The organism is Hymenobacter artigasi (assembly GCF_012275535.1).
Lineage (GTDB): Bacteria > Bacteroidota > Bacteroidia > Cytophagales > Hymenobacteraceae > Hymenobacter > Hymenobacter artigasi.
Genome location: NZ_JAAVTK010000002.1, coordinates 615,355 through 637,015 on the forward strand (window position 1 = coordinate 615,355; position 21,661 = coordinate 637,015).

The 21,661-nt window shown below is 63.2% G+C and carries 19 protein-coding genes; 9 read left to right on the forward strand and 10 right to left on the reverse strand.

Features of this window, described 5'->3' with window-relative positions:
* Positions 1-9 precede the first annotated feature (9 nt).
* The 9 genes from HBN54_RS06165 to HBN54_RS06205 all read left to right on the forward strand — a co-directional run bounded on the left by HBN54_RS06165 (position 10) and on the right by HBN54_RS06205 (position 9,039).
* The gene (locus HBN54_RS06165; RefSeq protein WP_168672260.1) at positions 10-912 is read left to right on the forward strand and encodes a mechanosensitive ion channel family protein; all 903 of its coding nucleotides are present in this window, start codon (positions 10-12) and stop codon (positions 910-912) included.
* A 45-nt stretch (positions 913-957) separates the two neighbouring features.
* A complete protein-coding gene (locus HBN54_RS06170) occupies positions 958-2,370 on the forward strand; it encodes a DUF389 domain-containing protein (protein ID WP_168672261.1) in 1,413 nt (470 codons plus the stop codon).
* Positions 2,371-2,505: 135 nt separating this feature from the next.
* Positions 2,506-2,844, forward strand: coding sequence for a hypothetical protein (locus HBN54_RS06175; RefSeq protein WP_168672262.1), 339 nt, complete (start codon positions 2,506-2,508; stop codon positions 2,842-2,844).
* 108 nt (positions 2,845-2,952) lie between these two features.
* A complete protein-coding gene (locus HBN54_RS06180) occupies positions 2,953-3,939 on the forward strand; it encodes an endonuclease/exonuclease/phosphatase family protein (RefSeq protein WP_168672263.1) in 987 nt (328 codons plus the stop codon).
* 58 nt (positions 3,940-3,997) lie between these two features.
* A complete protein-coding gene (locus tag HBN54_RS06185) occupies positions 3,998-4,279 on the forward strand; it encodes a hypothetical protein (protein WP_168672264.1) in 282 nt (93 codons plus the stop codon).
* A gap of 77 nt (positions 4,280-4,356) precedes the next feature.
* Positions 4,357-5,346: a mechanosensitive ion channel family protein gene (locus tag HBN54_RS06190; protein WP_168672265.1), complete on the forward strand. Its 990-nt coding sequence runs from the start codon at positions 4,357-4,359 to the stop codon at positions 5,344-5,346.
* Positions 5,347-5,438: 92 nt separating this feature from the next.
* Positions 5,439-6,320 (forward strand): mechanosensitive ion channel family protein, encoded by an 882-nt coding sequence (locus HBN54_RS06195; protein ID WP_168672266.1) that lies wholly within the window; start codon positions 5,439-5,441, stop codon positions 6,318-6,320.
* 177 nt (positions 6,321-6,497) lie between these two features.
* Positions 6,498-8,285, forward strand: a complete 1,788-nt coding sequence (locus HBN54_RS06200; RefSeq protein ID WP_168672267.1) for a glycoside hydrolase family 15 protein — start codon at positions 6,498-6,500, stop codon at positions 8,283-8,285.
* A 157-nt stretch (positions 8,286-8,442) separates the two neighbouring features.
* On the forward strand, positions 8,443-9,039 hold the full coding sequence (locus HBN54_RS06205; protein ID WP_168672268.1) for a carboxymuconolactone decarboxylase family protein: 597 nt from the start codon (positions 8,443-8,445) through the stop codon (positions 9,037-9,039).
* A gap of 179 nt (positions 9,040-9,218) precedes the next feature.
* Here HBN54_RS06205 and HBN54_RS06210 read toward each other — a convergent pair whose 3' ends face one another.
* From HBN54_RS06210 to HBN54_RS06255, 10 genes are all read right to left on the reverse strand, one after another.
* A complete protein-coding gene (locus HBN54_RS06210) occupies positions 9,219-11,399 on the reverse strand; it encodes a bifunctional alpha,alpha-trehalose-phosphate synthase (UDP-forming)/trehalose-phosphatase (RefSeq protein WP_168672269.1) in 2,181 nt (726 codons plus the stop codon).
* A gap of 162 nt (positions 11,400-11,561) precedes the next feature.
* Positions 11,562-11,882: a DUF202 domain-containing protein gene (locus tag HBN54_RS06215; RefSeq protein ID WP_168672270.1), complete on the reverse strand. Its 321-nt coding sequence runs from the start codon at positions 11,880-11,882 to the stop codon at positions 11,562-11,564.
* Between the two features lie 106 nt (positions 11,883-11,988).
* Positions 11,989-13,404 carry an efflux transporter outer membrane subunit gene (locus HBN54_RS06220; protein WP_317170175.1) on the reverse strand — a complete coding sequence of 472 codons (1,416 nt, stop codon included), beginning with the start codon at positions 13,402-13,404 and terminating at the stop codon, positions 11,989-11,991.
* A 183-nt stretch (positions 13,405-13,587) separates the two neighbouring features.
* Positions 13,588-16,746, reverse strand: a complete 3,159-nt coding sequence (locus HBN54_RS06225; RefSeq protein ID WP_168672272.1) for an efflux RND transporter permease subunit — start codon at positions 16,744-16,746, stop codon at positions 13,588-13,590.
* Between the two features lie 165 nt (positions 16,747-16,911).
* Complete coding sequence (locus HBN54_RS06230; RefSeq protein WP_168672273.1) at positions 16,912-18,069, reverse strand: efflux RND transporter periplasmic adaptor subunit; 1,158 nt, start codon at positions 18,067-18,069, stop codon at positions 16,912-16,914.
* 65 nt (positions 18,070-18,134) lie between these two features.
* Positions 18,135-18,431 carry a hypothetical protein gene (locus HBN54_RS06235; RefSeq protein WP_168672274.1) on the reverse strand — a complete coding sequence of 99 codons (297 nt, stop codon included), beginning with the start codon at positions 18,429-18,431 and terminating at the stop codon, positions 18,135-18,137.
* 54 nt (positions 18,432-18,485) lie between these two features.
* Positions 18,486-18,851 (reverse strand): four-helix bundle copper-binding protein, encoded by a 366-nt coding sequence (locus tag HBN54_RS06240; protein ID WP_168672275.1) that lies wholly within the window; start codon positions 18,849-18,851, stop codon positions 18,486-18,488.
* A 33-nt stretch (positions 18,852-18,884) separates the two neighbouring features.
* Positions 18,885-19,115: a hypothetical protein gene (locus HBN54_RS06245; RefSeq protein WP_168672276.1), complete on the reverse strand. Its 231-nt coding sequence runs from the start codon at positions 19,113-19,115 to the stop codon at positions 18,885-18,887.
* 274 nt (positions 19,116-19,389) lie between these two features.
* Positions 19,390-20,766, reverse strand: coding sequence for a sensor histidine kinase (locus HBN54_RS06250; RefSeq protein WP_168672277.1), 1,377 nt, complete (start codon positions 20,764-20,766; stop codon positions 19,390-19,392).
* 73 nt (positions 20,767-20,839) lie between these two features.
* Positions 20,840-21,520 (reverse strand): response regulator transcription factor, encoded by a 681-nt coding sequence (locus tag HBN54_RS06255; protein ID WP_168672278.1) that lies wholly within the window; start codon positions 21,518-21,520, stop codon positions 20,840-20,842.
* Positions 21,521-21,661: the final 141 nt, after the last annotated feature.

The window sequence follows — 21,661 nt, forward strand, 5'->3', positions numbered from 1 at the left end:
GCTGCGTCTATGCTAGAGGAATTTTCCGCTGTATTCCATACTTACTGGACCCAGTTTCTGTTTGTGCTGCCGCGCCTGCTGGTGGCGGCGGTGCTGCTGGCCGTGGTGTGGCTGGCTTCGAGCCGGCTGCGCAGCTTCCTCACGGCCAGGCTCGCAGCTCATTCGGCCGACCCACTGCTCACCAATTTCCTCACGCAGGTGGGGCGCTGGCTGCTGGTGCTGGGCGGGTTGCTGCTGGCCCTGCAAATCATCGGGTTTTCGGGCGTGGTGGGCGGGCTGCTGGGCGGGCTGGGCTTGTCGGCATTCCTGGTGGGCTTTGCTTTTAAGGACATTGCGGAGAACTTCCTGGCCGGCGTCATTCTGGCCTTCAACCGGCCCTTCAACGTCAACGACAGCATTCAGGTGAAGGACCACATGGGCCGGGTGATGGAGCTGAACCTGCGCACGACGCGCATCAAAACCTACGACGGCAAGGATATTTACGTGCCCAATTCGGTGCTGCTGAAAGAGTCGGTCACGAACTTTACCCGCGACGGTTTCATTCGGCAGGACTTCCTGGTTGGTATCGACTACGAGGCCGACGTGCCCACCGTGATAGAAGCCATCAGCGGCCAGCTGCGGCAGGAGGCCGAAGTGCTCCAGACACTTCCGCACGAGCCCTTCATCATCGTGCACGAGCTGGCTACCAGCACCGTAAACCTGAAAGTGTTTTTCTGGACGGAATCGGAAGAATACCGACGCGGCGTGCTGGAGCTGCGCTCGCGCGTGATGAACCGCGTGAAAACCGTGCTCATGGCCGCCGACAATGTGTCGCTGCCCGCCGACATTGTGGAGATGCAATTCCCCAAAAACCTGCCCGAGCTGCGCGTACGGGTAATAGACCAGGCCCCGGCCAGCACGCCGGCCGCTTAAATATGCCCCTAGCCTCCGGTGCGGCTCCCGCGCCTATCTTGCCGCATGTTTGACGTCCTGCTCCGCTTTCTGCACATCCGCTTTCTGCTCACCGATGACATGGCCGAGCCGGCCGAGATTCAGGCCGACGTAGAGGCGGGAATTGCGTTTCGGGGTACTAATCTGTGGGTACTGATTTTCGCCATTCTGGTGGCATCGGTGGGGCTGAATGTGAATTCGACGGCCGTTATCATCGGAGCCATGCTGATTTCGCCCCTGATGGGCCCCATCGTGGGCATCGGCTACGGGGCGGCTACGCTGGAACTGAACCTGATTCAGCGCGGGCTCAAGAGCCTGTTCACGGCCTCGACGTTCAGCCTGCTGGTTTCGGCCCTGTATTTCCGCCTCACGCCCCTCACCGATGCCGGCTCCGAGCTGCTGTCGCGCACCGTGCCCACCACCTGGGACGTGCTCATTGCCCTGTTTGGCGGGGCGGCCGGGGCCGTGGCCCTCACCCGCAAGGGCCACACCAATGCCATTCCCGGGGTGGCCATTGCCACGGCCCTGATGCCGCCGCTGTGCACGGCCGGCTACGGGCTGGCCACGGCGCACTGGTCGTTTCTGTTTGGGGCGCTGTATTTGTTCTCCATCAACTGCGTGTTTATTGCCCTGGCTACCTTTCTGGTGTGCCGGGTGCTGCCACTGCCCAGGCACACCTTCGTGAGCGTGAAGCGGGCGCGGCGGGTGCAGCTGGGCATTTGGGCGGTGGCGCTGCTCACGGCCGCGCCCAGCGTGTACCTGGCCGTGGGCATCGTGCGCGATGGCACCTTTACGCACAACGCCCAGCGCTTCGTGGACGAGCAGCTGAACCTGCCGGGCACCTACGTCGTCACCAGCCGCATCAAGCCCCGGGCCCACACCATCAACGTGCTGCTGGCTGGCCAGCGGCTCACGGCGGCGCAGCTGCAAAAGGCCCGCACGCAGCTCAATAGCTACCGCCTGGCCGGTGCCGGCCTCACCGTGCGCCAGGGCCTGGCCCGCCTCGACTCCACCGATACGCAGGCCCTGCGCAGCAGTGTGCTCGAAGACGTGCGCAGCCGCCAGGAACAAAGCCTGGTGGGCTACGAAACCCGTTTGGCCCAGCTTCAGAAGCTGCTGTCCAACCCCGATAGCGCTGCCGTTGGCCTGCCCGGCGCGGTTTCGCTGCTGCGCGAAGTGCAGATAGAGCACCCCACCGTGCGCCAGCTGGGCCTGAGCCGCCTGGTGCGCCCCGCCGCCGACTCGCTGCGGGCCGATACCACCGTGCTGGTGGCCGTGCGCACCCGCCGCCCGCTGCCCGCCGCCGAGGAGCGTCGCCTGGCCGCCTGGCTGAGCCTGCGGGCCGGCAACCGCCAGCGCGTGCGCCTGCTCGTTGAGCCGCAGAATGACCCCGCCCCCCGGCCGGCCCCCACCCGCCGGAAACCGTCGCGCCGCAAGTAGGCGCACCGGCACAAGTGGACGGGGTTGCGCCCCGCCCCTACCGCTATCGAAATGAACTTGCCGGCCCCAACCCCGTAAAACCAAGAGAGCCCCATGGGCTTTCACGCTCATTTTCAAAAATAAATCCCTCATATTATGAAGTATTTTCCTACAGGCCTTAGCTGCTTATTTGCCCTGATTTGCCTTGCCGGGAGCGGCTGTTCGCTGGGCCATTCGGCCAGCGACGACCTCAAATCGACGAACCCCGCCGTAGTGCTACAGGCCCAAAAGGTGGTCGACCTCCAGCAGCAGGTAGATGCGCAGGAGAAAGCCTACAGCAACCAGAAAGACGCCGTGAAAGACCGGGAGCGAGCCGTTGATAAACAGAAAGAGGAAGCCGATGTCGAGAAGAAGCGACTCGACGCCCTGAAAAGCCAGCTCGACGGGGCCAAGCAGAACCTGAAAGGCGTGAAAACGCAGGCCAAAACCCAGTAGCGGGCGGGTACCGATGGCCGGTTGCAGGGTGGCCGGTTGTCAGGCAAGAAATGTCGCCTGGCAACTGACACCCAATATATTACACCCAAAACATTATCCATGAGGCAATTGCTGACCGGACTCCGCTACCTGCTGGCAACGCTGAGCGCGTTGGCACTGCTGCTGACGCTGGTTTCGGTGGTGCCGTCGAGCAAATGGTGGGTGCAGGTACTGGGCTTCCCCCGGCTCCAGGCGCTGGTGGTGCTGGCGGTGCTGCTGCTGGGGTGGCTGGCGCTGCGCTGGCCGGCGCACCGGCGGGTGCGGCAGGGGCTGCTCATCGGCCTGGGAGCAAGCATTTGCGTGCAGGTCTTTTTTCTGTGGCCCTACCTGCCCTTTGCCCCCAAAGACGTGCCCACTGCCCGGGCCGGGGCCAGCACCCGGCTTCGCATTCTGGTAATCAACGTATTGATGAAAAACCGCCAGGACGAGCGCCTGCGGCAGCTGGTGAAGGCCGTGCAGCCCGATGTGCTGCTGGCCCTGGAGCCCGATGCCTGGTGGGCGCGGGCCCTGCGCCCCCTGCAGCCCGCCTACCCCTACCGCGTGGAGCTGCCCCGCGATGACGCCTACGGCATGATACTTTACTCGCGCCTGCCGCTGGCCCATACGCAGGTGCAAAACCTGCTCCAGCACGGCGTGCCGTCCATTCGCACGCGGCTGCAGCTGCCCGATGGCCGCCAGGTCACGTTTTTTGGCATTCATCCCACGCCGCCCATCCCCGATACCTACCCCGACGGCGTGGGCCTGCGCGGCAAGGCGCTGCAAAAGGTGACCGATGCGGTACGGCAGAATGAGCGCCCCACCATCGTGGCTGGCGACTTCAACGACGTGAGTTGGTCGAGCACCATTCACCAGCTTACCCGCGAGGGCGAGCTGCACGACGTGAGCCTCGGACGCGGCCTGTACAACACGTTTGATGCCCGCTCGACGCTGGCCCGCTGGCCGCTCGACCACTTTTTTGTCAGTGAGCCGTTTCAGGTAGTAGCGCTGAAACGCCTGCCCGATGTGGGCTCCGACCATTTCCCTTTGTACATCGAGCTGGCGCTGCCTGACCAATAGGTCTTTTCACTGACAAGCATCACGTTACAGTTACTCAACCTTCTAACGCACCAAACCGATGAGCACCTCTTCTTTTTCCAGCATCTTACTTCTGGTCGGCACCCTGGCCTTGGCCGGCTGCCAATCGGGGACCGAAGCACCCGTGGCGGCCGACCTCAATTCGGCTAACCCGGCCGTGGCCGAGCAGGCCCGCAAAGTGCAGGAGCTAACCACCCAGATTGCCCAGCAAAAGGCCGTTATCGAAACCGAGAAAAACAAACTTACCGCCATGGAGCAGCAGCTGGAAGGGTCGAAGCAGAACCTGGAAGGCATCAAGAAAGAAGTCCAGGCAACGCCCTAAATTCCACCGGCCCGGCCAGCTGACGCGGGAATGATTCCCGCATTACCTCCCTTTTCCGCACCTCCTTATTTAGCTACATGGACTTTTCCATCGCCTGGCAGAAAATTAACCAGATGGGCCGCGATTTCATGGCCCTGCTGCCCAACCTGCTCTTTGGGCTGGTGGTATTCGTAGTGTTTATTTTCATTGCCCGCGGGGTGAAAGCACTGGTCGAGCGGCTGGTGCAGAACCGGGGCCAAAGCCAAAGCCTGAAGCTGCTGCTGAGCCGGTTATCCTACGTGGCCGCGCTGCTGCTGGGCATTCTGGTTACGGTCACCATCATGGTGCCCAGCTTCACGCCGGCCAGCCTTATCAGCGCGCTGGGCGTGGGGGGCGTGGCCATCGGCTTTGCCTTCAAGGACATTTTCCAGAACTTCCTGGCCGGGGTGTTGCTACTGGTTACCGAGCCCTTCCGAATCGATGACCAGATTAAGTACAAGGACTTTGAGGGCACGGTGGAAACCATTCAGACGCGGGCCACGACCATCCGGACCTACGACGGCCGGCGGGTGGTTATCCCCAACGCCGAGCTGTTTATCAACGCCGTGACGGTGAACACGGCCTACGACAAGCGCCGCTTGCAATACGACATCGGCATTGGCTACGGCGACGATATCGACAAGGCCCGTCAGCTTATTATGGAGGCCATGAAGGGCGTGGAGGGCGTGCTGACCGACCCCGCCCCCGAGGCACTGGTGGTGGATTTGGCCGGCAGCAGCGTCAACATCCGCGCCCGCTGGTGGATAAACCCGCCGCGCCGCGCCGACATCATGGGCGCGCAGGACCGGGTGCTGGAGGCCATCAAAAATACGCTCACCGCCCACGGCATCGACCTGCCGTTTCCCACGCAGCAAATTCTGTGGCACGACCAGACCGAAGCCACCGACGGCGACCGCAAAAGCCAGCGCGAAGGCTGGCCCGCCGGCAAAGGCGACGTGCCCCAGTCGCGGGCCGAAGCGCAGCAGGAACAGCAAGCGGCCACCAACGCCGCCGCGCCACCGGAGCAAGCGGAAAAGGCTGCTGGCTGAAGCCCGCAGCCGGTCCACCGATGCGGCCCGAACAAACCAGGGCCTGATGCCGCCCCGTATCAGCGGGTACCCTACAATCCTATTTTTACTGCATGATTGAAATTCACCGCACCTTTAATTTGCTTTCCAACAAGGTTATGAGCTGGGTGGAGCAGTTCATTCTGCTGCTGCCTAACCTGTTCATTACCCTGCTGGTCCTCACGGCCACGGTATTTGCGGCCCGGCTCACGCGGCGGGCGCTGGCCAGCGTGCTGCCGCGCATGTCGCCGGGGGCCGTCACGCTGCACAGCCTCATCAGCACGCTGGCGTATGTGGCGGTGCTGCTGGTGGGCATTTTTTTCGGGCTCGAAGTGCTGGGGTTGGATAAGACGGTGACCTCGCTGCTGGCCGGCGTGGGAATTATTGGCCTGGCGCTGGGTTTTGCGTTTCAGGACATTGCGGCCAACTTCATCAGCGGTATTATCATCGCCGTGCAGCGCCCTTTCACGGTGGGCGACGTGATTCAGACCGATGCCTTTTTCGGCACAATCGAGCGCATCAACCTGCGCACCCTCGACCTGCGCCAGGTAACGGGCGAGCTGGTGCGCGTGCCCAACCGCAAGGTGTTCGAGAGTGCCGTCACCAACTTCACCGTCACCACCCGCCGCCGCGTAGATTTAGAGTGTGGCGTGGCCTACAGCTCCGACCTGGACCAGGTGCGCGCCGTGGTGCTGGCCGCGATGGAGGATTTCCCCGAGCTGCTCACCGAGCAACCACCGCAGGTGATGTTCACCGGCTTTGCCGACAGCTCCATCACCTTCAGCCTGCGCTTCTGGATTCCGTACCGCCGGCAGTCCGACTACGTGGGGGCCAAAAGCGAGGCCATCATGCGCATCAAGCGGGCCTTCGATGCGGCCGGCATCGTTATCCCCTTCCCCATGCGCACCCTGGAGCTGCCGGCCGAAGTGCTGGCCCGCCTGGGCGGCGGCTTGTAGCACATGCTTCCGCTTGTGCGGCGTTGAACAGCAGGTCCGGGGTCTTTTGATGAGGCGCGCTGCCCCTGCACAAGCTAAAGCATGTGCTACAAGTGACAACCCCAGCCCCCCGAACGGGGTACCCTATAAGGAACCTGCCCCGCACCCGGGGCCAACGCATACCAATTCCGCAACCTGATGACGAAACACACCTATGACATGGGCCTGATTGGCAATTGCGCCTTTCTGGGCCTCATTGGCACCGATACCGCCGTGCGCTGGCTCTGCTGGCCGCGCTTCGACAGCAGCTTTGTGTTTGGCAGCCTGCTCGATGAGGACAAGGGTGGCGAGTACAGCATCCGGCCCGCCGCCGGCATTACCGGGCCGGGCCGGCAGTATTACCAGGAAAACACCAACGTGCTGTGCACGGAAATCGAAACCGAGGACGGCCGCTACCGCGTCACCGATTTTGCGCCCCGCTTCCCGCAGTACGAGCGCTACTACAAGCCGCTGATGTTTATCCGGAAGGTGGAGCCGCTGAGCGGGGCGCCGCGCATTCGGGTGGCCTGCCGGCCCGTGGGCCAGTACGGCGAACTCGCCCTCACGCGCCGCCGCAGCTCCAACCACATTGCCTTTCTGGGTCTGGAAGAGGAAATTCGCCTCACCACCAACATCCCGCTCACCTATATTTTCGACGAGGAAGATTTCGTGCTGAACGAAACCAAGTACCTCGTGCTCACCTACGGTGCGCCCCTGGAGGCCCCGCTGGAAAGCACCGCCGAGCGGTTTCTGCTGGCCACTGCCGCCTACTGGCGCAACTGGGTGAAGAGCACCAGCATCGGCAGCTTCCACCAGGAGCAGGTGATTCGCTCGGCCCTGGCCCTGAAAATCCACCAGTACGAAGACACCGGGGCCGTGATTGCGGCCAGCACCACCAGCCTGCCCGAAGCCCCCGGCAGCACCCGCAACTGGGACTACCGCTTCTGCTGGATGCGCGACACGTACTACATTCTCACGGCCTTCAACAACATCGGCCACTTTGAGGAGCTGGAGCGGTATTTCCACTTCATTGCCAACATCAGCACCAAGGTCAAGGACAAGTTTCAGCCGCTCTACGGCATTGGCGGAGCCTCGGAGCTGACGGAAACGGAGCTGCCGCTGGCCGGCTATCTGGGCAACCAGCCGGTGCGCATTGGCAACGATGCCTACACGCACATTCAGAACGATGTGTACGGGCAGGTGCTGGTGGCCCTGCTGCCGCTGTACGTGGACAGCCGCTTCCGCGACCCCGAGCGCGTGGCCCCGCTGGGCTTGGTGGAGGAGTGCCTGCGCCTCATCGAAACCACCATGGACCAGCCCGACGCCGGCCTCTGGGAGTTCCGCCACATTGCCCAGAAGCACTGCTACACCTACCTTTTCCATTGGGCCGGCAGCCACGCCGCCCGCCGCGTGGCCCAAAGCCTGGGCGATACCGAAATGGAAATCCGCGCCACCGGCCTGATGGAAAAGGCCCAAACGCGCCTGGAAGAGTGCTTCAACGCCGAGCGCGGCGTGTACACCAACGCCATCGGCTCGCCCCACCTCGATGCCAGCACCATTCAGCTCATCACCATGGGCTACCTCGACCCTTCATCAGAAAAGGCCAAACACCACCTCGCCGAGTTGGAAAAGGAGCTGATGACGCCCGAGGGCCTGTTCTACCGCTACCGCCACCCCGACGACTTCGGCACGCCCGAAACCACCTTCCTCATCTGCTCCTTTTGGTACGTGGAGGCCCTGGCCTGCGTCGGCCGCCTCGACGAGGCCATCCGCGAGTTTGAGCACCTCACGTCCTACGCCAACCACCTCGGCCTGCTGAGCGAGGACGTGGACGCCAAAACCGGCTCGCAGTGGGGCAATTTCCCGCAGGCTTACAGCCATGTGGGGCTGGTGAATGCGGCTTACCGCATCGCCCAGCGGCTTGATAAGCCGAGCTTTGTAGGGTAAGTAGACCAACAAATGAGTTGTCCAACAAAAAAGGACGTCCTGCTGAACTGGTTCAGCAGGACGTCCTTTTTTCGGCTGACGCTGCGCCGAACCAAAGCGGAGACGCTTATTTTGGTGCAGCTTTACGCGGCCATTCGTCGCCCTTATTTCTCCTCCCATGTCCCTCCCCCTCGTAGCACCACTCCCACCCGATGCCAATGCCGAAGTGGCGCAGCTGGCCACCTTCTTCAATGAAACGCTGGGCTTTTGCCCCAACAGCGTGCTCACCATGCAGCACCGGCCGGCCATTGCCACGGCGTTTATTGAGCTGAATAAGGCCGTGATGGCCAACCACGGCCGCGTGAGCAACGCCCTCAAGCGCCTCATCGGCTACGTGAGCAGCCTGGCGGCGGGCTGCCAGTACTGCCAGGCCCACACCATGCTGGCCGCCGGCCGCTACGGGGCCGAGCAGGAACAGATGGACCACATCTGGGAGTACGCCACGCACGCCGCCTTCTCGCCGGCCGAGCGCGCGGCCCTGGACTTTGCCGTAGCCGCCTCGGCCGTGCCCAACGCCGTGAACGACACCATTGCCAGCAACCTGCGCCAGCACTGGAACGAGGGCGAAATCGTGGAGATGCTGGGCGTTATCAGCCTCTTCGGCTACCTCAACCGCTGGAACGATTCGATGGGCACGCACCTGGAGCCCGGCGCCGTGGCCCTGGGCGAGCAGCAGCTGGCCGGCCACGGCTGGACGCCCGGCAAGCATGCTTGAGGAAGAGTACTTGTACAGAGGTAACCGTATGCTCCGGTCTGACCGCCCTAGGCGGTCTGACCGGTTGAAGCACCAACGATTTCGTCCTTACGACAACCGGTCAGACCGCCTAGGGCGGTCAGACCGGAGCATACGGTTGCTTACGCTCTGCCTGACGGGCTTTCAGGAAGCTGTTCAGCTCACACAATCAATTGCCGCAGGAGCTTCCGCACATCCGTGGGCGAGGCGATGTGGAAGCGGGCGGCCGAGTGCTGGGCCTGGCCCACGCGCACGGTGTAGGCCTCGGGCGGCAGGGCCCGGAAGGTATCCTCGTCGGTGCGGTCGTCGCCGAGGGCCAGCATGAAGCCGGGCTCGTACTGGCCGAGCCAGCGCACGGCGGCCGTGCCTTTGTTGATGCCCGCATTCTTGATTTCGAGCACTTTATTGCCTTCCAGCACCTGCAAATCGGTATTGGCGGTGATGAAGCTGAGGTGGCTGAGCAGCTCACGGGCGCGCACGGGGCCCAGCTCGGCATCGGCGCGGCGGTAGTGCCATACTAGGGAGTAGTCCTTCTCCTCGATGAAGGAGCCGGCGGTGCGGGCCACGTACACTTCCAGCACCGGGCGCAGTTCGCGCTTCCAGTCGTTGCGCAGGGGTTGGAACAACTCCCATTCAGTCGACTCGGCCCCGCGCAGCCACACGCCGTGCTCGGCAATGAAGTGCAGCGGCAGGTGGCCCAGCCACTTTTGCAGGGTGTTGCGGTCGCGGCCCGAAATCACCACCACGCGGTTCTGCGGGTTGTCGGTGAGGGCGCGCAGCAGCAGGCGCAGCTCTTGGTCGGGGGCGGCGCGGGTGGGGTCCGGGTGGAAGGGCACGAGCGTGCCGTCGTAGTCGAGCAGCAGCAGGCGCTGCTCGGCGGCGTGGTAATCGGCCAGCAGCGTGGCGGTGGCGGCTTCGTCGAGGTTGGCCGTGGCCAGGGTTTCTTGTTTCATCTTGGTATAGGCCAGCTGGTTCATAAAAAGTTTGGTCCAGGCAAACACGTTGTAGCGCTGCACCAGCGCCTGCATGTTGCGCATGCGGCGCTCCTGTTCGTCGTCGGGCATCACCAGGGCCTCGTGCAGGGATTCGGCCAGGGCGCGGGTGTCGGTGGGGTTGATGATGAGGGCATCGGACAGCTCGCGGGCCGCACCGGCGCGCTCGCTCAGGATGAGCACACCCCGGTGGTCGAGCCGGCTGGCCACGTACTCCTTGGCTACCAGGTTCATGCCGTCGCGCAGGGGCGTTATCAGGCCCACATCGGCCATGGCGTAGAGCGCGGCCAGCTCGGGCAACGGAAACGAGCGGTAGAAGTAGTGCACCGGGCTCCAGCTGATGGTGCGGTACTGCGCGTTGATGCGGCCCACCAGCTCATCGACCTCCTCTTTTAGCGACGCATATTGCGCTACCTGGTCGCGCGAGGGCACTACCACCATAATCAGGCTCACCTGCCCGCGCCACTCGGGATAGCGCTCCAGCAGCTCATTAAAGGCCCGCAGGCGCTGCGGAATGCCCTTGGTGTAGTCCAGCCGGTCGATGCTGAGGATGATGCGCGTGTCGCCCAGTGCCTGCCGGTATTCGGCCGTGTGGGCCTGGGCTTCTTCCGAAGCGGCGGCCGTGGCGTAGCGCTCGTAGTCGATGCCCATCGGGAAGGCGTCGACGCGCACGGTGTGGCTGGGCGTTTCAATCTGGCCGTTCTGGTTGGGCAGGCCCAGCTGCTGCGACACGGCACTAAGAAAGTGCCGCATGTAGCCAAAGGTGTGAAAGCCAATCAAATCGGCCCCCAGCATGCCGCGCAGCAGCTCCGTGCGCCAGGGCAGCACCCGAATCAGCTCATAGCTCGGAAACGGGATGTGCAGGAAGAAGCCGATGGTGGCCCGGGGCCGGGCGCGGCGCAGCAGCTCGGGCAGCAGCAGCAGCTGGTAGTCGTGCACCCAGATAATATCGTCGGGGCCGGACTGGGCCAGCACGGCTTTGCAAAATTTCTCATTCACGGCCACGTAGGCGGCCCAGTGCTCGTCGACGTAAGTAGAAAATTCGGTGAAATAATGGAAAGTGGGCCAGAGCGTAGAGTTGCTGAAACCCTCGTAGTAGTCCCGGATTTCGTCTTCGGTGAGGAAAACCGGGGCCATGTTGTCGGTGTGCAGCTCCTGGGTAATGAAGCTTTCCTCGGATTCGTCGTGCACAAACAGACCGGGCCAGCCCACCCACACGTTGTCGCCCTGGCGGTAGATGGAGCCCAGGCCGGTGGCCAGCCCCCCCTCGCTGGGGTGGAAAGTAAGGCCGTCGTCGGTACGCTGAACTTTGGTAGGAAGACGGTTAGAAACAATAATTGTTTTTGACATAGCAGAAGGGCTGAAACAGCCAAAGGCAGAGCGTGAGAGAAAAAAGGAGCGGGCAGAGGCCCGTTTTAATGTACTGACCACCGGTCTGACCGGTTGAAGTGAGGTCGATTGAAGCGAGGTCGATTTCGCCCTGACAACAACCGGTCAGACCGCCTAGGGCGGTCAGACCGGAGCCGGTGAAGCATACGCGGCTTCGCGCTGCTGCCGAGCCCGCAACGCGGCGTTGATGCGCCGGTACTTGGTTCGAAACCGGACCCAGCCCAGCGCCACCAGAGCCAGCCCAAATGGGATGAAAAAGGCCCCAATCCACACAAAAACATACTCCCGAAAGAAATTAATCAGCGACAGGCCCGCAATCACCAGCGCCATGCCCGTGCGCAGGTACGCCAGCCAGGTACGCTCGTTGGCCAGGTTGGTGCGCTCCAACGCCAGCTCGTCGCGGAGCGTGAGGTGGGGCGCAGGCAGTTGGGGCAAAGTGGGCATAGGAAAACGGGTATACGGAATATTGGCCGTTAGAAACGGATTGCCCACGCTTTTGCCGGCGCGTGCTGGTCGCATACGCAGGCAAAAGCGTGAGCAAATCAGGCGGTTACTGCGCGGCTGTCCAGCCGCCGCCGAGGGCGCGGTACAGGTCAATCAGCAGCAGGAACTGCTGGCGGCGGGCGGCCGTCAGGTTCAGCTCGGCATCGAGCACACTGCGCTGGGCGGTGATGACTTCGATATAGGTGGCGTAGTTGGCGCGGTACAGGTCGTTGGCCGTGGCCACGGCATTGGTGAGGGCGTTGACCTCCTGCTGGCGCAGGTCGGCCACTTCGCGGTAGTTTTCGACGCCGCGCAGGTTGGTGGTCACCTCCTCAAAGCCGGTCTGAATGGTTTTTTGGTAGTTGAGGTAGGCAGCGCGCTGCTCGGCAGCGTTGCGGGCATAGTTGGCCCGCACGGCGCTGCGGTTGAATACCGGGGCGGCCACGCCAGCCAGCAGGCCGTAGGCCAGCGAGCCGGGCGCGCTCAGCAGCAGGGCCGGGGTGTAGGCATTCACGCCGAGGTAGGGCCCCAGCGTGAGCGAGGGCAGGAAGGCGGCGCGGGCGGCGGCCACGTCGGCGCGGGCAGCGGTGAGCTGGAGCTCGGCCTGCTGCACATCGGGCCGGCGCAGCAGCATGGCGGCGGGCATGCCAGCCGACACGGCCGCGGGCACCGCCTGCATCGTGAGGGCCCGGCCCCGCCGGATGGGCTGTGGGTAGCGCCCCAACAGTCGGTTGAGGGTGTTCTCGGCGGCGGCGATGCGCTGGCGGGCTTCGGCGGCCAGGCTGCGGGTGCGCAGCAGTTGGGCGGCAAACTGCTGCACGGCCAACTCGGTGGCGCGGCCGCCCAGCTTCTGAATTTTCACCACTTCGAGGGCGCGCTCCTGATAGGCGCGGTTTTTTTCGAGTACGGCCAGCTGGTTGTCGTAGGTCAGCAGCTCGTAGTAGCCGCTGGCCACCTGGGCTACCAGCGAAGTTTGCACCAGACGGCGGCCCTGCTCGGTGGCCAGCAGGCGGGCGTAGGCGGCCTTGCGGCGGCTGCGGAGCTTGCCCCAGAGGTCGATTTCCCAGGTGCTACGGAAGCCCACGAACAGGTCGGGCACGAGCGTGGGCAGGTTGCGGCCGTCGTTGGTTTGGGTGTTGCCCACGCCGCTGAAGTTGGCAAACTTGTCGAGGCTACCCACGCCCCCGGCGCTCACCTGCGGATACAGCGCACCCCGGGCGGCCAGCAGCCCGGCGCGGGCCTGCTCCACCCGTTGCAGGGCAATGCCGAGGTCGGGGTTGGCGCGCAGGGCAGTGTCAATTAACGAAACCAGCGCGGAGTCGGCGAAGAATCGCTGCCAGTCGAGCCGGGCGATGGTGGCGGTGTCGGCGGCGGCGGTCTGGAAGCCGGTGGGAACGGCCGTGGCGCGGGGCTGGGTGACGAGGGGGAGCGAAGCGGTGCAGCTTGTTAAGAAAAGCAGGATGCCGCCTAATGTTAACCTCACCCCCCGGCCCCCTCTCCCGCGGAGAGGGGGAGCCTGACGACTCGTTGTTGAGTTATTATCAGAAAAAAGGAATGAGGGAATGAAAGACATAAAGCAGTTTTAATTTTCTAGGCACAAGCTGAAGCATGTGCTACAAGTCGTCTGGCTCCCCCTCTCCGCGGGAGAGGGGGCCGGGGGGTGAGGTTACGCGTGGGCTGCCTCGCGTACTTCCTCCTCCGAAAGCGGTTCTTCCACTTTCTCCTTCTTGCCCCGCGAAAACAGCACGTAAAGCCCCGGAATCAGGATTACCCCGAAGATGGTGCCGATGAACATGCCGCCGGCAGCGGCGGTACCAATGGAGCGGTTGCCCATCGCGCCCGCGCCGTCGGCGATGCAGAGCGGAATCAGGCCGGCTACGAAGGCGAACGAAGTCATCAGAATCGGGCGCAGGCGGGAGCGGGCACCCTCCACGGCCGCGTCGAGGGCCGAGAGGCCTTCCTTGCGGCGCAGCACCGCGAATTCGATGATGAGAATGGCGTTTTTGCCCAACAGGCCCACCAGCATTACCAGGGCCACCTGGGCGTAGATGTTGTTTTCGAGGCCCAGCAGCTTGAGGGCCAGGAAGGCGCCGAAGATGCCGGTGGGCAAACTCAGCAGCACCGGCAGGGGCAGCAGGAAGCTCTCGTACTGCGCCGCCAGCAGCAGGTACACGAAGATGAGCACGATGCCGAATACGTACAGCGCCTGGTTACCCGAAATAATTTGCTCGCGGGTCATGCCGCTCCATTCGTAGCTGTAGCCGCGCGGCAATTCCTTGGCCGCCACCTCCTGAATGGTTTTCACGGCATCGCCGGAGGAGTAGCCGGGCGCGGCGTCGCCGTTCACCTGGGCTGAGGTGTACATGTTGTAGCGGGTGAGCTGCTCGGGGCCGTACACGCGCTCCAGGCGCAGGAACGTGGCAAAGGGCACCATCTCACCCCGGTCGTTTTTCACGTAGAGCTTCAGCACATCCTCGGGCTGGGTGCGGGCGTTGGGCAGGGCCTGCACCATCACCTTATACATCTGGCCGAAGCGGATGAAGTTGGAGGCGTAGTTCGCGCCCATCAGGGTTTGCAGGGTGCTCATGGCCCGCTCCACGGTCACGCCTTTTTTGGCGGCCAGGTCGGTATCGAGGTGGATGAGGTACTGCGGAAAGTTGGGGTCGAAGCCGGAGAACGTGCCCTCGATGGCCGGCGTCTTGTTCAGGGCCTTAATAAATCGCTGCGTGACTTTCGCGGTCTGCTGCAAATCGCCGCGCCCGGTGCGGTCCAGCACCCGGAAGTCGAAGCCGCCGGCGTTGCCGAAGCCCGGCACCGTGGGCGGCGTGAAAAACTGAATCTGGGCATCGGTGATGCCGCGGGTTTTGGCTTTCAGCTCGTTGATGATGTCGGTGGTCGACTGCTCGCGCTTGTCCCAGGCGGCGAGGTTAATCATGCCCATGCCATAGCTGGCACCCGACACGTCGTTGAGCAAGCTGTAGCCGGCCAGGGTCGAAACCGACTCTACAGGGCCCAGCTTGCTGGCCACGCGCTGCACCTTATCCAGCACGCGCTGGGTGCGTTCCACGGTGGCGCCGGGCGGCGTGGTCACGTTGATGTACACCATGCCCTGGTCCTCGCTCGGGATGAAGCCGGTGGGCAGAATCCGGCTCACGCCCCAGGTTGCGCCGAAGAAAAACAGCAGCATGGCCACGGTAATCACTCGGCGCGAGGCCACCGTGCGCACCAGTACCTGGTAGCGGTCGGCAAAGGCTTCGTAGCGGCGGTTAAAGCCGGCAAAGAACCGGCCCATCAGGCCCGTGCGCTCGCTATCAGCTTTCGGCTCTTTCAGCAAAAGCGCGCAAAGGGCCGGCGTGAGCGTCAGGGCATTAACGCCCGAAATGACAATGGCAATGGCCAGCGTGAGCGAAAACTGCCGGTAGAATACCCCCACCGGCCCGCTCATAAACGACACCGGAATAAACACCGCCGACATCACCAGCGTGATGGCGATAATGGCCCCGCCAATCTCGCCCATGGCCGCCAGCGTAGCATCCATGGCGCTCAAATGCTCCTCGTGCATCTTGGCGTGCACGGCCTCCACCACCACAATGGCGTTATCGACCACAATACCAATGGCCAGCACCAGCGCAAATAGCGTGAGCAGGTTGATGCTGAAGCCCATGATTTTCATAAAAAACAGCGTGCCCACCAGCGCCACCGGCACGGCCAGGGCCGGAATCAGCGTCGAGCGCCAGTCCTGCAAAAACAGGAACACAATCACGAACACCAGCAAAAAGGCCTCGGCCAGCGTGCGCAGCACTTCGTGAATACTGGCATCGAGGAAGCGCGACACGTCGTAGCTGATGCTGTAGCGCATGCCGGGCGGGAAGTTGGTTTTTTGCAGCTCGGCCATGCGGGTTTTCACCGCGTCAATCACGTCCGAGGCGTTGGAGCCGGGAAGCTGCTTGAGCATGATGGCGGCAGAGGGCTGCCCGTTCGATTTCGAAGTCATGCGGTAGGTCTGTGCGCCGAATTCCACGTCGGCCACGTCCTGCAGGCGCAGCACCGAGCCATCGGGGTTGGCCCGCACCACCAGCTGGCGGTACTGCTCCGGCTCGAAAAGCTTGCCCGTGTAGCGCAGCACGTACTGCAGCGCCTGGGCGCTCTGGCCCGAGCTTTCGCCCGAGCGGCCGGGAGCCGCCTCAATATTCTGGGCTTGAATGGCGGTGACAATCTCATCAGCCCCCAGCTTGTAGGCCAGCATGCGGTCGGGCTTCAGCCACACGCGCATGGCGTATTCCCGCGAGCCCATAATCTCGGCCAGGCCCACGCCCTTGATGCGCTTGAGCTCCTGCAACACGTTGATATCGGCGAAGTTGTAGATAAACTTCTCCCCCACGCTTTTGTCGTCGCTCACCACGTTGAGGTAGAGCAGCATAGAGTTTACCTCCTTCTCGGTGGTCACGCCGGCCTTGATAACTTCCTCCGGCAACTCGTCGATAATGGTGGTTACGCGGTTCTGCACGGCCACGGCGGCTAGGTCCGGGTCGGTGCCCACTTCGAAGAACACCTCCACCAGCGTGGTGCCGTTGTTGGTCGTCACCGTGTTCATGTACGTCATGCCCGGCACGCCGTTGATGGCGCGCTCCAGCGGCGTGGCCACGGCCTTGGCGCACACTTCAGCATTGGCGCCGTTGTACTTGGCCCGCACCGTCACGGACGGCGGCACGATATCCGGAAACTGCGTAACCGGCAGCACAAACAGCGCGCCGAGCCCCAGCAGGGTGATGAACAGGGAGATAACGAGCGACAGAACGGGCCGCCGAATGAAGATATTGAACATAGAATCAGAAGGGTTTTTAGTCGTTCGGGCGGGTCACCTCACCCCCTGACCCCCTCTCCCGCGGAGAGGGGGCACCGGTTATGCTTGGGACGGAAATCGTCAGGCTCCCCCTCTCCACGGGAGAGGGGGCCGGGGGGTGAGGTGACCCGCGGAGGGCGTCCCCGCCTAGTCGTTCGCCGCCACGCTTTTCAGCGTCACTGCCCGCCCGGCAATATGGGTGCCGTCGCGCAGGTCCTGAATGCCTTCGCACACCACCTGCTCGCCCGGCTTCAGCCCCGATTTTACCACGTAGTAGGCCGCCAGGCGGCTTTTGGGCAGGAAGCTCTGCTGATGCACAATGCCTTGCTTGTTCAGCACATACACGTAGTATTTGTCCTGCTGCTCAAACACCGCTTTCTGCGGCACCAGCACGGCATCCGATACCGTGTTGGCCAGGCGCACCTTGCCGGTGGCGCCGTGCTTGAGAATGCGCTTCGGGTTACCGAAACGGGCCCGGAAGGCAATGGCTCCGGTGTTGGACTCGAATTCACTTTCCACGGTTTCAATCTTACCCGGGGGCGAGTAGAGCGAGCCATCAGCCAGCACCAGCCGCACCATATTGGTGCTGCGGGCCGAGTCCTGGGCGCGGGTTTTGATGAATTCCAGGTAATCCGCTTCCGACACATTGAAGTAGGCGAATACCTCGCTCGCGTCCGATACCGTCGTGAGCAGCGTGCCATCGTCCACGAGGCTGCCCACTTTCAGCAGCTCGCGGTTTACCACCCCGTCAAAAGGGGCGCGCACCAGGGTGTAGCTCAGCATAAGGGCGGCGTTGCTCTGGGCCGAGCGGGCCTGGGCCACGTTGGCTTCGGCGGCGTTCAGCTGGGCGCGGGCTACGTCGAGCTCCGAGGCGGTGATGACGTTTTTGGCGGTGAGCATCTTCACGCGGTCCAACTGCAGGGCGGCCACGCGGGCCTGGGCAACGGCGTTGCTCAGGGCGGCGTGCAGGCGGGCCAGCTTGGTGCGGTATTCGGCGGCCGAAATCTGGAAAAGGGGCTGGCCCTTCTTCACCACATGGCCTTCATCGACGAATATTTTTTCGATGTAGCCTTTCACCCGTGCCCGTAGCTCCACGTTGCGTTCGGCCTGAATCTCGGCCACGTATTCGCGGGTGAGCACGGTATCGTGGGCCACGAGGCGCACCACGGGCAGTTCCAGCGGCTGGTCGTCTTTGGTGGGGGTATTGGCTTCCCCATTGCCGCAGCCGGTGAGAGCGGCCCCGCCCAGCACGGGCAGTAGCAGAAACAGCACGGGGCGCAGGTGGCGAAAAGGGTTAATCAGCATAAAAAAAATAGTGGGGTCCGCGAAAGGAGAAAAATCAACAGGAAAAGGGCTGCCGGCCCGGCGGCTTAGGGCAGCAGGGCCAGCAGCTCCTCGTCCACGGCATCGGGCCGGACGGCCGAGGCGCGGGGCGTGACCAGGTAGCAGCGGGCCATGAAATCGAGCAGCACCTGGCCCCGGCGCACCACGGCCGTATGCTGGTCGGCCGACCAGTCCAGCACCGGGTCGGCGGCCAGAATGGCGCGGTGCCACCACGAGAGCGAAGCCGCCGAACGGCCCAGCCGGCGCACCATGTCGCAGCGCAGCTGAATAACGGCCTGCCACTGGGCGGCGGGCGAAAGGGCGGAGAAGCTGGTCGTCGTCATGGCTAAGGCGGAAAAAGGATGAATGAGAAGGGAGAAAGGAGCAGGAATGAAGCCCTAGTAGCTGGTGCGGCAGGCGTCTTCGGCCATGCGGCAGGCCTCGGTACAGCGGCGGCTCAGGTCGCCGGGGTGCTGGGTGGTTTCGTCGGCGCAGGCGCGGCACAGCTCGGCGCACTCGCGCAGGATGTAGCGGAAGTGTTCGGAACCACGGGCCACGAACACGCCGGCCAGTTGGCACAGGTCAGCACAGTCGCGGCCCAGGCGCATGCTGCGCGCCCGGCTCGGGAGGTCGGGCTCATTCCAGCTGTAGGCAATGAACTCGTTGCAGGCCGTGGCACAGGTAAAAAGAGCATCGAGCAGCACCTGCTGGCGGGGCAGCATTTCGGAATTTACCGGAGCAGTCGAATAGGAAGGAGAGAACATGGTGTTGGGCGGGGTTAAGAATAGCGTGAGGTATCAGGGTTGGGCGGCCAGCAGCGAATCGGCCGGTGCGGCGGCGGGCTGCTGCAGCGAATCGGGCGGCAGCAGCAGGGCAGTGGGCACACGCAGCTGGGCCTCCAGCTCTTGGTCAAAGGCATGAGTTTCGAGCCGCAGCAAACAGTAAAAGTTGAACGCCGTCGACAGCACCAGGGCCCCCACCAACAGGTAGAGCAGCATGCGCGGACGGGTTTGAGCGGTTCTCTTCATAGCAAAGCCAGTGGCAGTGTTGGCTACAAAGGACCCGAACCGGTATTAACCTGGCCTGAACACGAGATTAAAAAACATTAAAATGTGAGCGGGGCGAGGTAGGGCTAGGGCAAGAGCGTGTGCGGAGGAGAGCAGGAAGAAAAAGCCCGTCATGCAGAGCGTAGCGAAGCATCTTGCATGCCGTCACTAATCAATAACGCCTTCACTATTTTGATTACTACCACACGCGAGATGCTTCGCTACGCTCTGCATGACAGTCGTTTTCCGTTGCCCCCTACCCCACCACCGGCAGGCGCAGCGTGGCCGTGGTACCCTGCCCCGGCTCCGAGGCCAGCACCAGCGTGCCGCCATGCCGCTGCGCAATTTTCTGCGTCACGGCCAGGCCAATGCCGTAGCCGGGCTGCTGGCGGCCGTTTTCGGCCCGGTACAGCGGCTCAAATACCCGCGACAAATCGTCGGGGGCAATGCCGATGCCGGCATCGGTCACAGCTACCTGCACCGTATCGGGGTTGGCGTAGCCCAGGGTGGCACGCACCTCGGCAGCCGAATATTTGCAGGCGTTGTCGAGCAGGTTGAGAAGGGCCGTGGTGAGGAGCTGGGCATTGCCGGCCACGGCAAAGGGCGTATCCAGCTGGTCGGGAATATCGCCGAAAGCCACCTGCACCAGCCGGCCGGGGTGGCGGGCCTGGCACTGGGCCACGGCCTGGGTCAGGCACTCGTCGAGGCGCACGGGTTCGCGGCGGCCGCCCATCTCGCCGGCCTGGGCCAGGGCCAGCAGGCCGTTGGTAATGCCCACCAGCTGGCGCAAATCTTCCACGGCCGAAGCCATGCTTTCCTGCGCATCGGGCAGGGTCTGGTCGTAGGCCAGGGCGGTTTGCAGGGTGCCCAGGGCCACGGTGAGCGGCGTGCGCAGCTCGTGCGAGGCGTGACTCACGAAGCTGCGCTGGGCCTCGAAAGCCTGTTCCAGTCCGCCCAGCATCTGGTTGAAGGTGATGGCCAGCTGCGCGATTTCGTCAGTGCCGTTGCCTTCATCCACGCGGCGGCTCAGCTCGCGGGCGGTTATTTTCTTCACCTGCTTCACCACCCGGGCAATGGGTTTCAGCGACTCGTCGGCGAAGTACCAGCCGGCCAGAATGATGAGTACCAGCGCCCCCACGTTGCCGGCCAGCAAAATCAGCCGCAGACTGGCCAGCTGGGCCCAGCCCAGCTCGTCGTAGCCGGCCGCAAACAGCCGGTAGGGCTGCCCCGCCGGCCCGTAGGTAAAGCCCACCGCATCGAGCGGCCCGGTGCGGAAGCGCACCAGTGGCGCGCCCGCCGCCAGCCGCAGTAGCTGGCTCTGGTTGGTCTGTTGCGGCACGGTGTCAGCGCTCACGTAAATAAGCCGGTTATCCGGCGCGTAAATGCTGATTTCTTCCTGCTCGATGGTCAGCAGGTCGCTGCGGCTGAAGGTGCGGCGCACGGCCCCGGCCGAATCGGCGGGTGCGGCGCGCAGGTGCAGGCGGGCCGTCATGATGGCCTTGCCCGCCAGCCGCCGCGTGAAGCGCTGCTCCCGCGCCGCCGCGTGGAAGTAGTACACAAACGCCGAAAACCCGAGCTGAATGGCCAGCACGAGCAGCGTAAAGCGCAGAATCAGCTTGTTGCGAATCAGCATGAATTGTAGCGCGGACTTTTAATCCGCGAGCATTATTATTCAACTCGCGGACTAAAAGTCCGCGCTACTACTCTCACCCGCCCTCGCGGGCCACGTAGCCCATGCCCACCACGGTATGAATCAGCTTCATACCGAATCCCTTGTCCATCTTCTTGCGCAGGTGGCTCACGTACACGTCGATGATATTCGTATTGGTGTCGAAATTCAAGTCCCAGACTTTCTCGGCAATATCGACCCGCGAAATTACCCGGTTGCGGTTCAGGAGCAGGTATTCGAGCAGGCCGTATTCCTTGGTGGTGAGCTCGATGCGCTGGCCGGCGCGGGTCACGGCCTTGGTGTCGAGGTTCAATTCCAAATCGGCCAGGCGCAGCACCTGCTTCACGGCGGTGGCTTCGGTACCACGCCGCGTGAGCACCCGCGCCCGCAGAAGCAACTCCTTGAATTCGAATGGCTTGACGAGGTAATCATCGGCCCCGGCCTCAAAGCCAGTTACTTTATCATCGAGGCTATCCAGCGCCGTGAGCAGCAGCACCGGCAGGCGCGGGTAGTCGGCCCGGATGAGCCGGCACAGCTCAAAACCGTTGATGTGGGGCAGGTTCACGTCCAGAATCACCAGGTCGTAGGGCTGCTGCCGCACCATGGAGAGCCCCATCTGGCCGTCGTAAGCCACATCCAGTTCGTAGCCTTCATGCCGAAAGCCTTTGCTGACGAACGTGGCGAGCTTAGGCTCATCCTCAACGAGTAGTAGTTTCATGGAAGGGGAAATATGCTGAAGAGCGCAAGCTCGGAACGTGATGCTAAGAGGGTGTTAGGATTTGGGCTAACCCAAAAGAAAACGAGCCAGTAAGCAGTGAGCGGAGTTCCTAGGCTCCGCTTCCTCTTATGGTTGACTGTC